The organism is Streptomyces sp. WMMB 322 (genome assembly GCF_900090145.1).
Lineage (GTDB): Bacteria > Actinomycetota > Actinomycetes > Streptomycetales > Streptomycetaceae > Streptomyces.
Genome location: NZ_FMHI01000019.1, coordinates 35,777 through 49,839, shown reverse-complemented (window position 1 = coordinate 49,839; position 14,063 = coordinate 35,777). Strand labels below are relative to the sequence as shown.

The 14,063-nt window shown below is 70.8% G+C and carries 18 protein-coding genes; 7 read left to right on the top strand and 11 right to left on the bottom strand.

Features of this window, described 5'->3' with window-relative positions; all coding sequences use genetic code 11:
* Positions 1-15 precede the first annotated feature (15 nt).
* From H180DRAFT_RS24390 to rpmG, 3 genes are read right to left on the bottom strand one after another with little or no spacing between them, the layout of a single operon-like run.
* Positions 16-1,167 (bottom strand): CobW family GTP-binding protein, encoded by a 1,152-nt coding sequence (locus tag H180DRAFT_RS24390; protein WP_055488290.1) that lies wholly within the window; start codon positions 1,165-1,167, stop codon positions 16-18.
* Positions 1,167-1,421 (bottom strand): type B 50S ribosomal protein L31, encoded by a 255-nt coding sequence (locus H180DRAFT_RS24385; protein WP_055488289.1) that lies wholly within the window; start codon positions 1,419-1,421, stop codon positions 1,167-1,169. The genes H180DRAFT_RS24390 and H180DRAFT_RS24385 overlap by 1 nt, the downstream gene beginning before the upstream one ends.
* Positions 1,422-1,460: 39 nt before the next feature.
* Positions 1,461-1,625 (bottom strand): 50S ribosomal protein L33, encoded by a 165-nt coding sequence (rpmG, locus tag H180DRAFT_RS24380; protein ID WP_055488288.1) that lies wholly within the window; start codon positions 1,623-1,625, stop codon positions 1,461-1,463.
* Positions 1,626-1,693: 68 nt separating this feature from the next.
* Between rpmG and rpmB the strand changes: the two genes are divergently transcribed.
* From rpmB to rpmF, 3 genes are all read left to right on the top strand, one after another.
* On the top strand, positions 1,694-1,930 hold the full coding sequence (gene rpmB, locus H180DRAFT_RS24375) for a 50S ribosomal protein L28 (RefSeq protein WP_055488287.1): 237 nt from the start codon (positions 1,694-1,696) through the stop codon (positions 1,928-1,930).
* The gene (rpsN, locus tag H180DRAFT_RS24370; RefSeq protein ID WP_055488286.1) at positions 1,930-2,235 is read left to right on the top strand and encodes a 30S ribosomal protein S14; all 306 of its coding nucleotides are present in this window, start codon (positions 1,930-1,932) and stop codon (positions 2,233-2,235) included. The genes rpmB and rpsN overlap by 1 nt, the downstream gene beginning before the upstream one ends.
* Positions 2,236-2,373: 138 nt before the next feature.
* Positions 2,374-2,544 (top strand): 50S ribosomal protein L32, encoded by a 171-nt coding sequence (gene rpmF, locus H180DRAFT_RS24365; RefSeq protein ID WP_055488285.1) that lies wholly within the window; start codon positions 2,374-2,376, stop codon positions 2,542-2,544.
* Positions 2,545-2,659: 115 nt separating this feature from the next.
* Here the strand turns inward: rpmF and H180DRAFT_RS24360 are convergent, their stop codons facing one another.
* The gene (locus tag H180DRAFT_RS24360; protein ID WP_055488284.1) at positions 2,660-3,097 is read right to left on the bottom strand and encodes a hypothetical protein; all 438 of its coding nucleotides are present in this window, start codon (positions 3,095-3,097) and stop codon (positions 2,660-2,662) included.
* Positions 3,097-4,557 carry an Nramp family divalent metal transporter gene (locus H180DRAFT_RS24355; RefSeq protein WP_055488283.1) on the bottom strand — a complete coding sequence of 487 codons (1,461 nt, stop codon included), beginning with the start codon at positions 4,555-4,557 and terminating at the stop codon, positions 3,097-3,099. The genes H180DRAFT_RS24360 and H180DRAFT_RS24355 overlap by 1 nt, the downstream gene beginning before the upstream one ends.
* A 150-nt stretch (positions 4,558-4,707) precedes the next feature.
* On the opposite strand from H180DRAFT_RS24355, the gene H180DRAFT_RS24350 reads away from it, so the two are divergent.
* Positions 4,708-5,415, top strand: coding sequence for a GntR family transcriptional regulator (locus tag H180DRAFT_RS24350; protein ID WP_074466973.1), 708 nt, complete (start codon positions 4,708-4,710; stop codon positions 5,413-5,415).
* 122 nt (positions 5,416-5,537) lie between these two features.
* On the opposite strand, the gene H180DRAFT_RS24345 is transcribed toward H180DRAFT_RS24350, so the two are convergent.
* On the bottom strand, positions 5,538-6,419 hold the full coding sequence (locus H180DRAFT_RS24345) for a DUF5753 domain-containing protein (protein ID WP_055488281.1): 882 nt from the start codon (positions 6,417-6,419) through the stop codon (positions 5,538-5,540).
* A gap of 167 nt (positions 6,420-6,586) precedes the next feature.
* Complete coding sequence (locus tag H180DRAFT_RS24340; protein WP_079100377.1) at positions 6,587-7,348, bottom strand: lysoplasmalogenase; 762 nt, start codon at positions 7,346-7,348, stop codon at positions 6,587-6,589.
* A gap of 229 nt (positions 7,349-7,577) precedes the next feature.
* Between H180DRAFT_RS24340 and H180DRAFT_RS24335 the strand changes: the two genes are divergently transcribed.
* The 3 genes from H180DRAFT_RS24335 (at position 7,578) to H180DRAFT_RS24325 (ending at position 8,950) form a co-directional block, all read left to right on the top strand.
* Entirely contained in the window at positions 7,578-7,781 is a 204-nt protein-coding gene (locus H180DRAFT_RS24335) for a hypothetical protein (RefSeq protein WP_055488280.1), read from the top strand.
* 250 nt (positions 7,782-8,031) lie between these two features.
* The gene (locus H180DRAFT_RS24330) at positions 8,032-8,502 is read left to right on the top strand and encodes a VOC family protein (protein WP_055488279.1); all 471 of its coding nucleotides are present in this window, start codon (positions 8,032-8,034) and stop codon (positions 8,500-8,502) included.
* A 52-nt stretch (positions 8,503-8,554) separates the two neighbouring features.
* Entirely contained in the window at positions 8,555-8,950 is a 396-nt protein-coding gene (locus tag H180DRAFT_RS24325; protein WP_074466972.1) for a MazG-like family protein, read from the top strand.
* 37 nt (positions 8,951-8,987) lie between these two features.
* Here H180DRAFT_RS24325 and H180DRAFT_RS24320 read toward each other — a convergent pair whose 3' ends face one another.
* Genes H180DRAFT_RS24320 through H180DRAFT_RS24305 form a run of 4 tightly spaced genes read right to left on the bottom strand, consistent with a single transcriptional unit; the run spans position 8,988 to position 14,062 of the window.
* Positions 8,988-10,517, bottom strand: coding sequence for an MFS transporter (locus H180DRAFT_RS24320; protein ID WP_055488278.1), 1,530 nt, complete (start codon positions 10,515-10,517; stop codon positions 8,988-8,990).
* A 13-nt stretch (positions 10,518-10,530) separates the two neighbouring features.
* A complete protein-coding gene (locus H180DRAFT_RS24315; protein WP_199822513.1) occupies positions 10,531-11,070 on the bottom strand; it encodes an aconitase X swivel domain-containing protein in 540 nt (179 codons plus the stop codon).
* The gene (locus H180DRAFT_RS24310; protein WP_055488277.1) at positions 11,067-12,344 is read right to left on the bottom strand and encodes an aconitase X; all 1,278 of its coding nucleotides are present in this window, start codon (positions 12,342-12,344) and stop codon (positions 11,067-11,069) included. The genes H180DRAFT_RS24315 and H180DRAFT_RS24310 overlap by 4 nt, the downstream gene beginning before the upstream one ends.
* Positions 12,344-14,062 (bottom strand): dihydroxy-acid dehydratase, encoded by a 1,719-nt coding sequence (locus tag H180DRAFT_RS24305; protein ID WP_055488276.1) that lies wholly within the window; start codon positions 14,060-14,062, stop codon positions 12,344-12,346. Before H180DRAFT_RS24305 ends, H180DRAFT_RS24310 begins: the two co-directional genes overlap by 1 nt.
* Position 14,063: the final 1 nt, after the last annotated feature.

The following is a 14,063-nucleotide window of genomic DNA, read 5'->3' as shown; positions in this document are numbered from 1 at the left end:
GCGGGTGCGGCGGCGTCAGGTCGCGCGGTCGAGAAGCGGGGCGAAGCCGGACGGCAACTGCCGCCATGCGTCAGGGCCTTGGGCGTACTCGGCGTCGGTCAGCAAGCAGGATTCGAGGAGTTCCTCGATGCCGTCGCGGTCGAGGCCCGGTGAGGTGAAGACCAGGTGCTGGCACCGGTCGCCGTGTTCGGGATGCCAGTCAAGTGCAGCGGCGGCTCTGCGCTCAGGCATGACCGACTCCCAAGCGGCGTCGGGGAGGGCGGCCAGCCAGGGACCGGCGCTCTCCACGCTGAGTGCGCCGCCGGCAGCGTCCCATGCCAGCAGGGTGTCGGGGCGGTCGGCGAGCCAGAAGCGTCCCCGGCTGCGGGCCGCGACACATGTCAGGTCCTCCAGCGCCCGGTAGAGCCGTTCCGGGTGGAACGGACGGTCGCGGTGCCAGACGCAGGTGCTCACTCCGCACTCGTCCGCTTCCTGCGGAAGCAGCGCGCAGGCGGCGTCCTGCGCTGCGGCCGCCGCCCGTACGTCGAAGCCGGCGAAGGCCGCGGCTGCCAGCTCGCCGGAAGCCGCGTGAACACGGTGCGCCGTGGGGTGCAGCTGATTCAGCAGCGCGGCGTCCTGCTCGTCCGCGTCCTCGCTGTCGACCAGGGCGAGGACGGAGGCGTACTCCAGCTGCCGGGCGAAGGTGTCGGCCACGGTCCGCTGGTCGGTGGGAGCCGCCGCGAGGCCGGCGTCGGCCAGGTCGTCGCCGTTGCCGAGGCAGGGCAGGACCAGAGCCGGGTCGACTGCTGTGAACACACCGGTGAGGACGGTCTCTTGGCCGTGCGCGGCAACGACTTCGGCCATCGCCCGGGGCTCCACCGAGTCCCACAGTTCCACGACGGCGAGCCGGGTCATGCAGTCCGCGGCCAGCTTCTCCAGTTCGGGGATCAGGTCCTCGCGCAGGGCGCAGCACGCGCAGCCGTTGACCAACGGTGTGTCTGCCGCGCCGAGTTCGCCGGACGCACTGCGTATGGTGCGCCGCACCGTTCCCCGCGGGGCCGTCGAGTGATCGTGGTGCAGCGCGACGCTGCCGGGCACGGACCGCAGCAGACGCTGCACGACCCCGGTCCGCGCCTCGGAGTGCAGCCCGCACACGACGACGACGGGAAGCTTCGACTGCCTGTCCATCAGCGGGCCTCACGGCGGCCGTAGCGGCGCTCGAAGCGCTCGACCCGCCCGGCTGTGTCCAGGACGCGGGCCGTGCCGGTGTAGAAGGGGTGGCTCCTGGAGGAGATCTCGACGTCGATGACGGGGTAGCTGTTGCCGTCCTCCCAGTCGGTCGTCGTGTCGCTGGTGGCGGTCGAGCGGGTCAGGAAGGCGAATCCCGCGGCCTTGTCCCGGAAGACGACGGGGCCGTAGGCGGGGTGGATGCCGTGCTTCATTGCGGTCTCCTGTGCATGGGGTCTCAGCTGGGCGGGATCTCAGCGGGTTTCGCGGAAGTCGACATGACGGCGGGCCACGGGGTCGTACTTGCGCAGGGTCAGTCGGTCGGGGTCGTTCCGGCGGTTCTTGCGGGTCACGTAGGTGTAGCCGGTGCCGGCTGTGGAGCGGAGCTTCACGATCGGTCGGAGTTCGTTGCGAGCCATGACTGGTACTATATGAAAATGGTTCCCATTAACAAAACGCTCCGCGCACTCCGAGAGGCAGGTCACTCGTGTCCGCCCGCTGCCAACTGACAGGCGCCGAGCCTCGCTTCGGCAACACCGTGTCCCACTCACACCGCCGCTCCCGGCGGCGCTTCGACCCCAACGTCCAGCGCAAGCGCTACTGGCTGCCGAGCGAAGGCCGCCATGTGCGGCTCACCCTCAGCACGAAGGGGATCAAGACGGTCGACGCAATCGGCATCGAGACGGCAGTCGCCCGAATCCGCGCCCGAGGAGGAAAGGTCTGATGGCGAAGAAGAGCAAGATCGCCAAGAACGAGAAGCGGAAGGCCGTTGTGCAGCGGTACGCGGCCCGCCGGGCCGAGCTGAAGGACATCCTCCGCCGTCCGGCCTCCACGGAGGCTGAAAGAGACGCCGCCCTGCGTGATTTGCGCCGCCAGCCCCGCGACGCCAGTGCCACGCGGGTTCGCAACCGCGACGCCGTCGACGGACGCCCGCGCGGGCATCTGCGGAAGTTCGGGCTCTCGCGCGTCCGCGTCCGGCAGCTCGCGCACAACGGACACCTCCCGGGAGTGACCAAGTCCTCCTGGTGACGCCCGGCTCGGTGGGCATCCGACCGCCGGCTGCCGGCAGCGCGACCGGCAGCGGAACACACCGGAACAGCCCCCGTCGATGAGCCCGTGCGCTGCCGCAATCCGCCCAGCCGGCCCGAACACCCGAGGAGCACCTTCATGGCTGTCCCCAAGCGGAAGATGTCCCGCAGCAACACCCGTCACCGGCGCGCTCAGTGGAAGGCTTCCACGCCTCAGCTCGTGCCGGTCACCGTCCACGGGGCCGTCCGTCTCGTGCCGCAGCGGCTCGCCAAGGCGTACGCGCGCGGAATCCTGCGTCCCGAGGGCTGAGACCGGCGGTCCCCGTTCGTGGAGGAGCCGGAAGCCGGCTCCTCCACGAACGAAGACAAGACCCGCCGGGCAGCCGGGAATTCGCCCGTACGGCGGGGCGTCACCCCGCCAAGGGTCAGTGCTGCGCCAGTCCCGCCCTCGTCAGCGTCGAGACCGCACGCCCCGCCCGGCGTGCCCGGTACAGCGAGAAGAGCGCCGCGGCGCAGGCGAACAGGGCGAGCGGGGGCTGGACCATCAGCAGCGCACCGCCGACGACCACGCCCGCGGCACCGAGAACCTGCCACTGCCGGGCCGAGGTGCGGTACCCCTCCAGGGAACGCTCCACCTCGGCGCGGTCGGGGCCGGGCCCGGACGGGGCGGCCGCCCGGCTCGCAGGGGCGCCCGTCGCGGCCGACCGCGCCCTTCCTTCGTGCACTCCCAGCCAGAAGTTCACGGCCGCGGCCGTGGCGAACACCGCGGCCCACACCGGGGCGTCCTGGGACGCCCTGACAGCCGCGAGCCCCACGAAGCCGAGAGCGAGCACCACGTAGCGCCATTTCAGGTGCCGGTTCATCAGATGACCTCCACGTACGCGAGCATCGCCACGACGCCGCACACCGTGAGGAAGGCCGACCCGAGCGCCACCAGCATGCGCACCAGGGCGCTCATCCGGTACTCCGCGGGCAGGTTGACCTTGTCGACGTAGAGGAGCCCCGCGCCGTAGATGCCGCAAGCGAAGACACCGCCCACGATCGACGCGGGTGTGATCAGCGCCAGGAAGCTCGCCCCGGTGGCGATCATCAGCAGGGCACCGATGCCGGTCCACGCGTAGACGAAGGGCCTCACCCCGCGCTGCCCCCGCAGCCGCACCTTCTCCGAGACGGCCGCCAGGCTCTCGTACGTCGTCCACGAGTACGCCTCCCACACGGCGTAGACGGTGCCGAAGAGCACCGTCACGATGGCGACGATGTAGAAGGACTCGAATATCCCGGCCACCGAGGCGAGAAACTGCGACTGGTACGTCAGCACGTCGTTGCCCTCGGGCACCAGGTGCTTCTCACCGAGTATCGCCGCGCCGTTGATCATGAATGCCGCGGCGATGACCGCCAGGGCGAGGAAGGCCGCCATCATGTCGAAGAGCGGGGCGCGGCTCCACGCGCGGGCCTTGGTCACATCGTCCGGGGCGGTGGACAGCGGGACCGTCTCACGCGCCTTCATGACGGCCAGCCGCCGGCCGATCGCGTCGATCTCCTCGTGCCCGAGCATTCCCCACTTCTTCTCGCGCAGCATGCCCGTGTATCCGATGTAGTCGTACATGCCGCCGCCGAGGCCGCCCATGAAGACCACGAGTTCGACCCAGACCGAAGTGCCCGTGATCTCGGGGTACTTCTCCGCGACGAAGGGTGCGTACTCGAAGCTTCCTGGGACGAGCCCGCGCAGCACGCCGAGCCATTCGGGCTGTGCGACGAAGACGGCGACGAGGACGAGGACGACCATCAGTCCCGCGATGGCGACCTGCACCCGCTCCAGCAGCGTGTATCCCCCGACCCACGAGAGGACTCCGGCGAACAGGAGGACTCCGACGGCGTAGGCGGTGGCGTTGCCGGCCCCTTGCGATTCGAGGAAGTCGCCGAGCGCCACGGCCACACCGCTCGCCCAGCCCGGGAACGACGCCAGACAGATCAGCGCCAGCAGGACCGGGAACCATCCGCGCGGCCCGGGCAGCACCTTGGCCAGACGCATCATGGGATGTTCGCCGGTGAGCGTGATGTGCCGGTTGGAGGCGTAGACGAGAGCACCCTTGGCCACCGTGCCGACGACCACCGCCCACAGCACGGTGTAGCCGAAGACCGCCCCCTCGCGTGAGGCGAGGATGGATTCGCCGCTCCCGATGGTGAGCGAGGCGATGATCGCGCCCGGTCCGAAGAACTTGAGGACCGTGGCGACGCTGAAGCGTCCCCGTCGCAGCTCCGTCGGTGGTTCCGGGATACGCAGGGTGGAGTCTGCGTGACGACCGATTTCTTCTGTGGCCATGTCAGTCCAGACGATCGGCTTCGTATATCCTATAGGATACGTTTGACTGGACGACGATTATTCGAACGGGTCGGTACGGCGTCAAGGGAGTGGACCGCTCTCGTTTCCGTCACCCCACGACCCGTCCAAGGAAACCCAGGGGGAGCCACAATGGGCCGGCCACCTGCGAGAACGGCGCAAGGCACCGATTCGGCGACACCGCTGCCGCGCCGTCAGATGCTCACCGACGACGTTCACGAAGCGATCAAGGCACTGATCATGGATCACGCCATCGCTCCGGGTGCACGGGTCTCCATCGACGGTCTCGCCCGCCGGCTCGGCGTCTCCCCGACTCCGGTGCGGGAGGCGCTGGCCCGTCTGGAGACGGCGGAACTCGTGGTCAAGGAGCCCCTGCGGGGCTACCGGACCACACCCCTGCTCGACCGTGAACAGCTGGCGGACCTCTACCGGTTCCGGTTGCTCATCGAGCCGTGGGCGGCGGCACGCGCCGCCGAGAACGCGGACGAGCGCGGGCGCGAGAGGCTGCGGAGCGAGATGGCCGCGTGCCGGGCTCCCAGCGAGGCGACGTACGAGGCGTACAAGGCGCTGGCGGCGCACGACACCCGCTTCCATGTGCTCGTCGCGGAGCTCGCCGGAAGCGCGCAGGTGCGGCTGGCGTTCGAGCGCACCCACTGCCATCTGCACATCTTCCGGCTCCACTACGACCGCGGAATAGGGCAGCGGACGCTGGAGGAGCACCGCGCGATCACGGACGCCGTCCTGGCCGCGGACCCGGGCGCCGCCGAGGCGGCAATGCGCACCCACCTGGAGACGGCGTACTACGAGCGGCTGAGGCCGGTCACGGAAACGGCCGGCTGACGTTCCCGCCTGCCGGCCCTTTCACCGCTCCCGCCTCAACACCCCTGCCGCACCGGCCCGTTGAGGCCTCCGCGCCGGTCCGGCGGTCGTGGGCCCTTCCTCGCACGAGCAACGGGACGGCCTCATTCGCCGTACTCCTCGCGCAGGCCCCTCAGGTAGGAGCGGACGTCGGGGATGTACTTCGCAGCGAGCTGTGAGACGCGGGTGTGGGTCTCCAGGTGCGGTACGACCTCCCGCCGCTGGTCGTGGTAGAGCGCGCTGGTGAGCCCCACTTCGGTGTACACGATGTCCTGCAACTCGGGCTCCTGGAAACGGAAGTACGTGAAGTGGCTGCCGGCGCCGGAGTGCGCGCCGGCGGCGAACGGCAGAACGCGCAGGGTGATCCTCGGGTGGTCGAGCGCCTCGATGAGCCTGCCGATCTGGCCCCGCATCACCCTGTGACCGCCGACTTCGCGGAGCAGAGCCGTCTCCTCCATCACGACCCAAAGGGCCGGGGCGTCCGGGGAGTCGAGAAGGTTCTGGCGGCGCAGCCTGAGATCGACGCGCTGTTCGAGGGCCTCCTCCGGCGCGTCGGGGAATCCGGCGCGGATGACGGCGCGGGCGTATTCGCGGGTCTGCAACAGCCCGGTGACGTAGTGCGGTTCGTACACGCGCAGCACCTGTGCGGAGGTCTCCAGGCTGACGTATGCGCGGAACCAGTCAGGAAGTGCCTCGCGGAAGGAGTGCCACCACCCGGGCCGGTTGGCCTGCTCGGTCAGCGCCGTGAACTCGCCGGTCTCCGCGGCGGAGACCTCGTACAGATCCAGCAGCGCCCTGACGTACGGCAGTTTGAAGCCCACCTGGCCGCTCTCCAGTCGGCGCACCGTCAGCTGGTTGACGTCGAGGACGCGGGCCGCGTCGGACAGGCCGAGCCTGCGCTCCTCGCGCAGTTCACGCAGCCTCCGGCCCAGGACGATGCGCAGCACCGTGGGCGCGCTCTGGCCGCTCGGCAGCGGGCTGCTCACGCCGGACCTCCTGACTGGGGCGAACTGTGTTCGGATACACCTCAGTTGGACGGCGCACAGTTGTTGACCTTGTGAACTTCACCTCGATGCCGTCGAGTTGAAAATATCATAGGAGACAGCTCGGTCATTGAAGGGTCAAGCACGCCCGGAATCGGACGGACCGGGCCTCATGCGGGCAGTGCGGCGTGCCGGGTTGCCCCGTCCTCGTCCAGGCGGTCGAGCCAGCCGGTGGTGATCAGGTACTGCCCGAGGATGTAGCCCGCCATGATCAGCAGCTCCTGCGAGGGCACCTTGCGGCCCGCCGCCTGAAGTCCGATCAGCAGGTCCGAGCCGACGAACGCCACGGCACCGGCGCCCACCCGGCCCCCGACTCCGAGCCCGGCGACGCCCATCACCGTCAGCGCGAGGCTGTAGCCCGCCACGGGCAGCCGCAGCCGCTTCTCCAGCGAGGGTGCGAGGACGGCGTTCACCGCGGCCCAGCCGGCGAGGCACCCGGCTGCCTGCCACGGCCTCTTCCGCACCGAACGAAGAGCGCCCATGCGGGCGTAGCCCGTGGTGTAGCTGACCTGTGTGCCGAGGAAGGCGGCCATGCCCAGGAGGAACGCGGGTTCGTGCTCGTCGAGGAGGAGCGCGGTGTCCCCGGCGGTGGAGCAGGCGAGGCCGGCGACGAGCGGAGCGGGTGCGGGTGTCCGCGCATCGGGGCGGCGGCGCAGGACGTACGAGGCGAGGGCGGGCATCAGCAGCGGCTTGGCGGCGCGGCTCGGCCCCCGCGTGCGGTCGGCCGCGACGGCGGCCAGGTCCGCCGCGGCCAGCGCCCCGAAAGCGACGAGCGCCCCGCGGCCGTTCCCGTCGGGCCGCGTGGCCCACGCAGCCGTACGTGAGACCGCTCTTCGGATCGAGTGCCGGGCCGAACGTCCTGTGATCACCATGCCGGGCAGTCTTGTCGGCGCCCGCACGGCCGGTCAACAGGGCAGGAGCGCGGCCGGTGGTGCACACCTGCGGCGCATTCGGCCGAAGGGGGCGAGTGGCGCGACCCGGCCGGATCGGAGTGTTCCTACCGTTCGTCTGTGAGGGCCGGAACGGCCGCACGACCGCACTGCTCCCCACGGCTGCGCAGCGCTGCTGCGAAGTCGTCCTCGACCGGCTGGAGAAGACCTCATGACGCCCCCGATCGTCGTACATCCACCCGCCGCCGGAGGCGGCCGCCGGGTCACCGCGCACGCCGAGCAGCTGGGTGTCGCCTTCCGCCCGGAAGACGTCAGCGAGTTCCTGCGCCACGCGGGCCTGAGCGAGGACGAGATCCAGCTCGACGACCCGAACCTCATCGAGTGGCGCGGAGGCGGCCCCGACGAGTGGGGCTGAGGATCTTCGTGGGGCGAAGGCGTGCCGAGGCCGAGCAGGACCGGCGTGCTGCGGCGCGGCCCCCGAAGCACAGCCGGCCCGAAGCGCAGCCGGCCCTGAAGCACCTCCCTGACCACCGCCGCCGCCCGCGGCTCTCCGCATCACGCCCGTCAGAACGCGACCGCCCCGGCGCGATGACTACGGCATCCGCCGGCGGTCGGTCCATGCAACGGCAACCGCGCCCACCGTGGCCGAGGAGGACGGAACAGCCATGCAGAAGATCACCACATTCCTCTGGTTCGACGACCAGGCCGAAGAAGCCGTGGAGCACTACACGTCGGTCTTCCCCGACTCCCGGGTGATCGACGTGCAGCGTTACGGGGAGGCGGGGCCGGGCGAGCCGGGAACCGTCATGACGATCGCTTTCGAGCTCGCCGGGCAGCGTTTCACCGCTCTCAACGGCGGCCCGGAGTTCACCTTCAACGAGGCCGTCTCCCTCTACGTGGACTGCGCCGACCAGGCCGAGGTCGACACGTACTGGGCCAAGCTCGCAGAGGGCGGCGAGGAAGGACCGTGCGGCTGGCTGAAGGACAAGTACGGCCTGTCGTGGCAGATCGTCCCCCGCGTTCTGACCGAGCTGCTGAGGGATCCCGATCCGGCCAGGTCGGCGCGGGTCATGAAGGCCATGCTGGGCATGAGGAAGCTCGATGTGCAGGCGCTGGAGGACGCGGGCAGACAGTGAGCGGGCGGCTCGACGGGGGCGGCACGGGCGCCGCCCGCGGAAGGAGCGAGCGATGACGCCTGATCAGTGGGCGGCGATCCGGGACCTGGTGGAGTGGCTCGACGCGGTCAACGGCGAAGGCGAGCAGGAGACAGCGATGCGGCTGATGAAGCTCGCCGAGGAGTCCGGCGAGGTGATGCAGGCCTACATCGGCGCGAGGGGCCAGAACCCCCGCAAGGGCCGCACCCATACCTCCGAGGACGTGGCCGCCGAACTGTGCGACGTCATCCTGACCGCCGCTGTCGCCCTGCACCGCTTCACCGGCGACCCGGCCGCAACCCTCGACGCGCGGATCCGCGAGGTGGCGCGGCGCTCCCGCTCACCGCGTGAGCAGGGGGTGCCGGGGGTGCCGGCACCGTCCGGCCGGGGACCAGAGCAGCCTCGTCCCCCGGGTCAGGTCCGGGAGTGAGGCGGGCGCGGCGGGAACCGGCGGACGGGCCGGACGGTCAGGGCTGCGGCTCCCGTTCCGGGCCGCCGGGCACCGCTTCGCCGGGCCCGCCCGTCAGGACGCCCGGAGGAGCGGCCGCCTCCGGTGCGCCGGCCGACGGACCCGTCGCGTCCGTGCCGTCCTCCGCGGCAGCCGATGCCAGCGCACCCTCCGTGTCCGGGGAGAGCGACTTCTGCGCGCGCCCCATGACGAAGAGGACGACGACCATGACGGCGGGGCACAGCGCGAAGGCGGTGAACGCGCCGGACGTCCCCAGGCCCGCGTCGAGCAGCACACCGCCGAGCCAGGGCCCGACCATGGCACCGACCTTGGCGACGGAGGACGCCCAGGCTGCACCGTTGGCCCGGATCGCCGTGGGGTAGAACGTGCCGGCGATGCTCGTGATGCCGCCGTGGCCGCCGTTGATGAACATCTTCGCGGAGATGACGACGCACACGTACAGCACGGGCCCCGGTGCGCCGAGGCCGAGCATCAGCATCGCGGCCGTCGCCGTCAGCGGCATCCACAGGATGCTGCCCACGCCCCTGCGGTCCACGAACCGGCTGATCGCGAGCTGCGCGCATGCGCCGGCGACGCTCGCCGCGGCGGCGATGAGGGCGGCGTTGCTGACGCTGAATCCCATCCGCTCGTTGATCAGAGGCGTCCAGAAGACCATGAAGTAGATCAGCGCGGACGAGCACACGTACACGGTCCACAGCAGCGGAGTGATGCGGGCGAGGGAGCCCCGGAAGAGCGTGAGGGGCGTGAACTTCTTCTCGGCGGCGTGCGGTTGGGGGTCGCCGGCGACGAAGTGCGTACCGGGTGCGACGCCGTGGCCGGGCCACAGCCGGGTGAGTACCGCCGCTATGCGCCGGTCCGCGTCCGGGCCGCCCCGCTGGGCGAGGAACTTCACGGATTCAGGCAGGAGGAGCATCACCGGGACGAGTGCGAGCAGCGAGCAGACGCCGCCCGCGACGAAGACCGAGGTCCAGCCGTGGTCCGGCACCAGCAGGTTGGATACGGGCCCGCCGGCCGCGCCGCCCAGCGTGTAGCCGACCATGATCACGGAGATCGCGGTGACGCGGACCCTCTTGGGCGCGTACTCCGCGGTCAGCGCCCAGGACAGCGGGAGCACCCCGCCGAGGAAGAAGCCCGAGACGAAGCGCAGCACGAACAGGTGCTCGTAGGTTTCCGCGAGGGCGAAGGCCGTCATGAAGACGCCGAAGCCCGCGACGCACACCACGATCGAGGGTTTGCGGCCCAGGCGGTCGCCCAGGTAGCCCATGCACAGGCCGCCCACGAGCGTTCCGAAGAGACCGACCGTGCCGAGCGTGCCCAGTTGGGTGTCACTGAGGCCGAAGTCGTCCTTCAGGTAGGTGGCGGTGAAGGAGAGGATCTGGAAGTCGAAGCCGTCGAGGAAGGTGATCAGACAGCAGACGGCGAAGACCCGGTACCAGGCCCTTCGGCCCTGCTGCTTCTCGATGAGCGGGGCCAGTTCGACGACGGGCGGTGCCGGGGGTCCGTCCGGGGACGGCTGTGCGGATGACATGGGAAGCTCCTCGTCATTGAGGGGGCGCGGGATACACGCGGATGAAGCCGTTGTCGGCGTCGACCCGGACACGGTCACCGGTACGGATCACGGTGAGCGGGTCCTGGTCCAGCCCGGTGACGGTGGGGACCCGGGTGACAACCGCCCCGAGGGCGGCCTTGGTTGTGGTGGTGACGTAGATCATCGCGAGCGGCGCGGTGCCGAGCAGCCGCGTGGACTGGAAGAAGCCGGCCCAGCCGGAGGAGCCCTTGGCGCCGGGGAAGACCAGCACCTTGCCCGCGAAGGACACTCCGTGCAGCGGGTGACGGCGTTCGATGATCACGCCGCGTGCCGGGTCGATGCCGCCCCAGCCGGAGATCGTCTCCGGCGAGACGAGTGCCTCTCCTTCCGCCGTGCCGGGCACGACGGTTCTGCCGCGCAGCTCCAGCGGGACGCGGGTCCCGCCGTCCGCCGCGGAGTCGTTTGCGGACCCGGGCCCGGCCCCGGCCGTGAGGGGGCTGCCGGCAGTGGTCGCGGCGGAGGGCGGAAGGGCGCAGGAGTGACGGGGTTTCACCGCAGTTCTCCCTTCCAGCGTCCGGTGAGCGCGGCCGAGACGCAGTCCTGGAGCGTGCCGAACCACGCCTCGATGCCGAGGATCGCGGGCAGGTAGTGCGCCTGCTTCGCCGAGTCGGTGGCGAAGACCCTGGTGCCGGGCGGTGCGGAGCGGGACATGGCGGGGCAGGAGTCGGTGAGCACTCTGCCTCCCGCTCGTTCGATGGTTCCGGTCCAGCCGTTGCGGTCGGCGGTGGTGCGCAGCGCGCGGGGCACCATCAGCCACAGCTGCGTCCCGGAGTGCAGCCGGCGTCCCTCGAGCAGGTGCGCGGTCTCGCGTACCTGGTCCAGCGAGGCGTGCGGGCAGCCGAGCAGGACGAAGTCGACGTCGGCGCAATCGCCCTGGGAGTTGAGGTCGTCGTAGACGGCGCGGCGTTCGCGCTGCCCGTACGGCACCGCCCCGGGCGGGTCGGTGCCGAACGCGGCCCGCACGGTGGGGGCTTCGGGTGTGATGCCGGGCAGGTGGTAGATCTCCACGCCCCCGGACGAGGCCGCGGCCGCCCCGAAGTGCTTCAGGTCGAGCAGGTCGGGTTGCCTCAACTCGCCTGTGACGACGGGACGTTCGTCCTGGACGAGGCCGCCGGCGAAGTACCCGAGCATGCCCCACTCCAGCGGTCCGTCCACCGGTGTGCGTGCCTCGACGAGGTGGGTGCCGCGGCGGTTGGCGTCGTGGTGGTTGCCCCAGCAGGGGATGCGGCCGGTCAGTGAGGCGGCTCCCGTGGATGCGGTGCCCTCGCAGTTCGTACGGGCGCCGAGTACGGAGTTGGCGTACACCACGGCGGAGGACTCCATCCACGCGACGTGCTCTCCGCGGACGGGGATGTTGCCCACCTGGTAAGGCGTGCACGTGGCGAGGATGTTGACGCCCTTGCGCCCGTAGAAGGATTCGGCGTCGCTCTGCAGCTCGATCATTTCCTTCGGGTACGGGGCGATGCCCTCGGAGTCCGGGCCGAAGGACTGCTGGAGCTGGCAGGTCGGGACGCGCATGGCCGGGATCTCCAGATCCTCGTCGCTGTCGAGGTTGATCACGGCGTACGCCTTGTCCCAGCCGCCCTCGCGCACCAGTTGCGCCTTGACGGGCGAGGGCTGCGTCATCGTGCCGGCGACGTTGCGGACGTCGCACAGCCTCTCGGCGTCGAGAGCGCTGCCGTAGCGGACGAGCAGGTCCATGGCGGCGGCCGTGGCGGGGCCCTCGGCGCCGTCGAGCATCGCCTTGTCGGAGTCGGTGAGCAGCATCAGCGGCGGTCTCCTTGCGCGCGGGGTGAGAGGACCGCACCTTCCTGGAGCGGGCGGACGGTGCGCCGGTAGACCGAGAGCCAGCCCCGGGACGCGGGACCGACCGGGGTCCGGGACGTCTCCGGTTCCGGCGGTCCGGCCGACTCCGCTCTGCGCCGGTCGAGTTCGGCGTCCGGCACGAGGAGGTCGGCGCGGCGCGAGGTGAGGTCGATCGAGATGGTGTCGCCGTCCTGTACGAGCCCCAGCGGGCCGCCGTCCGCGGCCTCCGGTGAGACCTCTCCGACGACGACGCCCTTGTTGACGAGGCCGGACAGCTGCCCGTCGGTGACCACGGCGACCTGCCCGGTCAGTCCCGCGCCGTCCAGGGCGAAGACGGGCCGGGAGGCCATGCCCATGCCGGGCGTGCCTTTGGGGCCCAGTCCGCGCAGTACGAGCACGTCCCCGGCCTCGACGGCACCTTCGCGCAGGCCGTCGAGCGCCGCGTACGGGTCCTCGTAGACCCGGGCGGGGCCGGTGAACGACGTCTCGCGCTGCTCGTCGACGGAGAGTTTGACGATGCCGGTCGCCGGGGCGAGACTGCCGCGCACGAGGACGATCGTGGGATGCCGCCCGAGCGGACTGCCGGCCGTGCGTATCACCCGCCCGTCGGGGGGCTGCGCCGCCTCCAGGTTCTCGCCGAGGGTGCGGCCGGTGACCGTCAACGCGCCGGTGTGCAGCAGGGTTCCGAGTCCGCGCATCACCGTCGCGGCTCCGCCTGCGGCGTCGAACTCCTCGATGGAGTCGGGTCCGTTGGGACGTACGGCCGCCAGCAGCGGTACGTCGTCGGCGAGTTGCTCGTAGAGTTCGTACACGTCGACGCCGCACTCGGCCTCCTCGGCGATCGCCTGGAGGTGCTTGACCGAGTTGACGGAGGCGCTGAGCGAGAGCATCAGCGTCACGGCGTTCTCGAACGCGTGCCGCGTGAGCAGATCGCGGGGGCGCAGGTCCTCCTGGACGAGCGAGACCACCCGGCGTGCGGCGGCCCGCACGTCGTCCCGCATCCTGCGGCTTCCGGCGAGGACGGGAGTGGATCCCGGCAGTGCCATGCCGAGCGCTTCGCACGCCATGTGCATGGAGTTGGCGGTGCCCATGCCCGCGCACACGCCCGGGCCGGCCACGGCGTTCTCGCTCATGGCGGTCAGCTCCTCCAGCGAGAGGCGACCCTGTGCGTGATGCCCGGCGCCGAGGAAGACGTCCTCGATGTCGCAGTGCCTGCCGCGGTAGGTGCCGCACGCCTGGTAGCCGCAACCGACCATGACCGTGGGCAGGTTGATGCGGGCGGCGGCCATCAGCTGGCCCGGCGCGGTCTTGTCGCACGAGGCCAGGCAGATCATGCCGTCCAGCTGTGCCCCCTCCACGGCGGCCTCGATGTCGTGGCTGATCAGGTCGCGTGCGGAGAGGATGTAGCCGCCGCGGCCTCCCGCGCTGTGGATGAAGTCGCTGGGTGCGACGGTGCGGATCTCGAAGCCGAGGCCGCCCGCCTCCGCGACCGCCTCCCTTGCGGCCTGCGCCACACCGTCCAGGTGGCTGTAGCAAGTGGCCAGTGAAGACGAGGAGTTGACGATCGCGATCTTCGGCTTGGCCATGTCCTCGTCGGTGAGGCCGAGGGCGCGCCACTGCGCCCGGCGTACGGCCCAGGGAGATGTGCCGGGCCGGTAGTTGCTGCGCAGTTCCGTCATG

Excerpts from the sequence above, each read along its gene's own strand:
- H180DRAFT_RS24390 (WP_055488290.1), bottom strand. The coding sequence starts at position 1,167 with ATGGACAGGCAGTCGAAGCTTCCCGTCGTCGTCGTGTGCGGGCTGCAC.
- H180DRAFT_RS24385 (WP_055488289.1), bottom strand. The coding sequence starts at position 1,421 with ATGAAGCACGGCATCCACCCCGCCTACGGCCCCGTCGTCTTCCGGGAC.
- rpmG (WP_055488288.1), bottom strand. The coding sequence starts at position 1,625 with ATGGCTCGCAACGAACTCCGACCGATCGTGAAGCTCCGCTCCACAGCC.
- rpsN (WP_055488286.1), top strand. The coding sequence starts at position 1,930 with ATGGCGAAGAAGAGCAAGATCGCCAAGAACGAGAAGCGGAAGGCCGTT.
- rpmF (WP_055488285.1), top strand. The coding sequence starts at position 2,374 with ATGGCTGTCCCCAAGCGGAAGATGTCCCGCAGCAACACCCGTCACCGG.
- H180DRAFT_RS24360 (WP_055488284.1), bottom strand. The coding sequence starts at position 3,097 with ATGAACCGGCACCTGAAATGGCGCTACGTGGTGCTCGCTCTCGGCTTC.
- H180DRAFT_RS24355 (WP_055488283.1), bottom strand. The coding sequence starts at position 4,557 with ATGGCCACAGAAGAAATCGGTCGTCACGCAGACTCCACCCTGCGTATC.
- H180DRAFT_RS24350 (WP_074466973.1), top strand. The coding sequence starts at position 4,708 with ATGGGCCGGCCACCTGCGAGAACGGCGCAAGGCACCGATTCGGCGACA.
- H180DRAFT_RS24340 (WP_079100377.1), bottom strand. The coding sequence starts at position 7,348 with ATGGTGATCACAGGACGTTCGGCCCGGCACTCGATCCGAAGAGCGGTC.
- H180DRAFT_RS24335 (WP_055488280.1), top strand. The coding sequence starts at position 7,578 with ATGACGCCCCCGATCGTCGTACATCCACCCGCCGCCGGAGGCGGCCGC.
- H180DRAFT_RS24330 (WP_055488279.1), top strand. The coding sequence starts at position 8,032 with ATGCAGAAGATCACCACATTCCTCTGGTTCGACGACCAGGCCGAAGAA.
- H180DRAFT_RS24325 (WP_074466972.1), top strand. The coding sequence starts at position 8,555 with ATGACGCCTGATCAGTGGGCGGCGATCCGGGACCTGGTGGAGTGGCTC.
- H180DRAFT_RS24320 (WP_055488278.1), bottom strand. The coding sequence starts at position 10,517 with ATGTCATCCGCACAGCCGTCCCCGGACGGACCCCCGGCACCGCCCGTC.
- H180DRAFT_RS24310 (WP_055488277.1), bottom strand. The coding sequence starts at position 12,344 with ATGCTGCTCACCGACTCCGACAAGGCGATGCTCGACGGCGCCGAGGGC.
- H180DRAFT_RS24305 (WP_055488276.1), bottom strand. The coding sequence starts at position 14,062 with ATGACGGAACTGCGCAGCAACTACCGGCCCGGCACATCTCCCTGGGCC.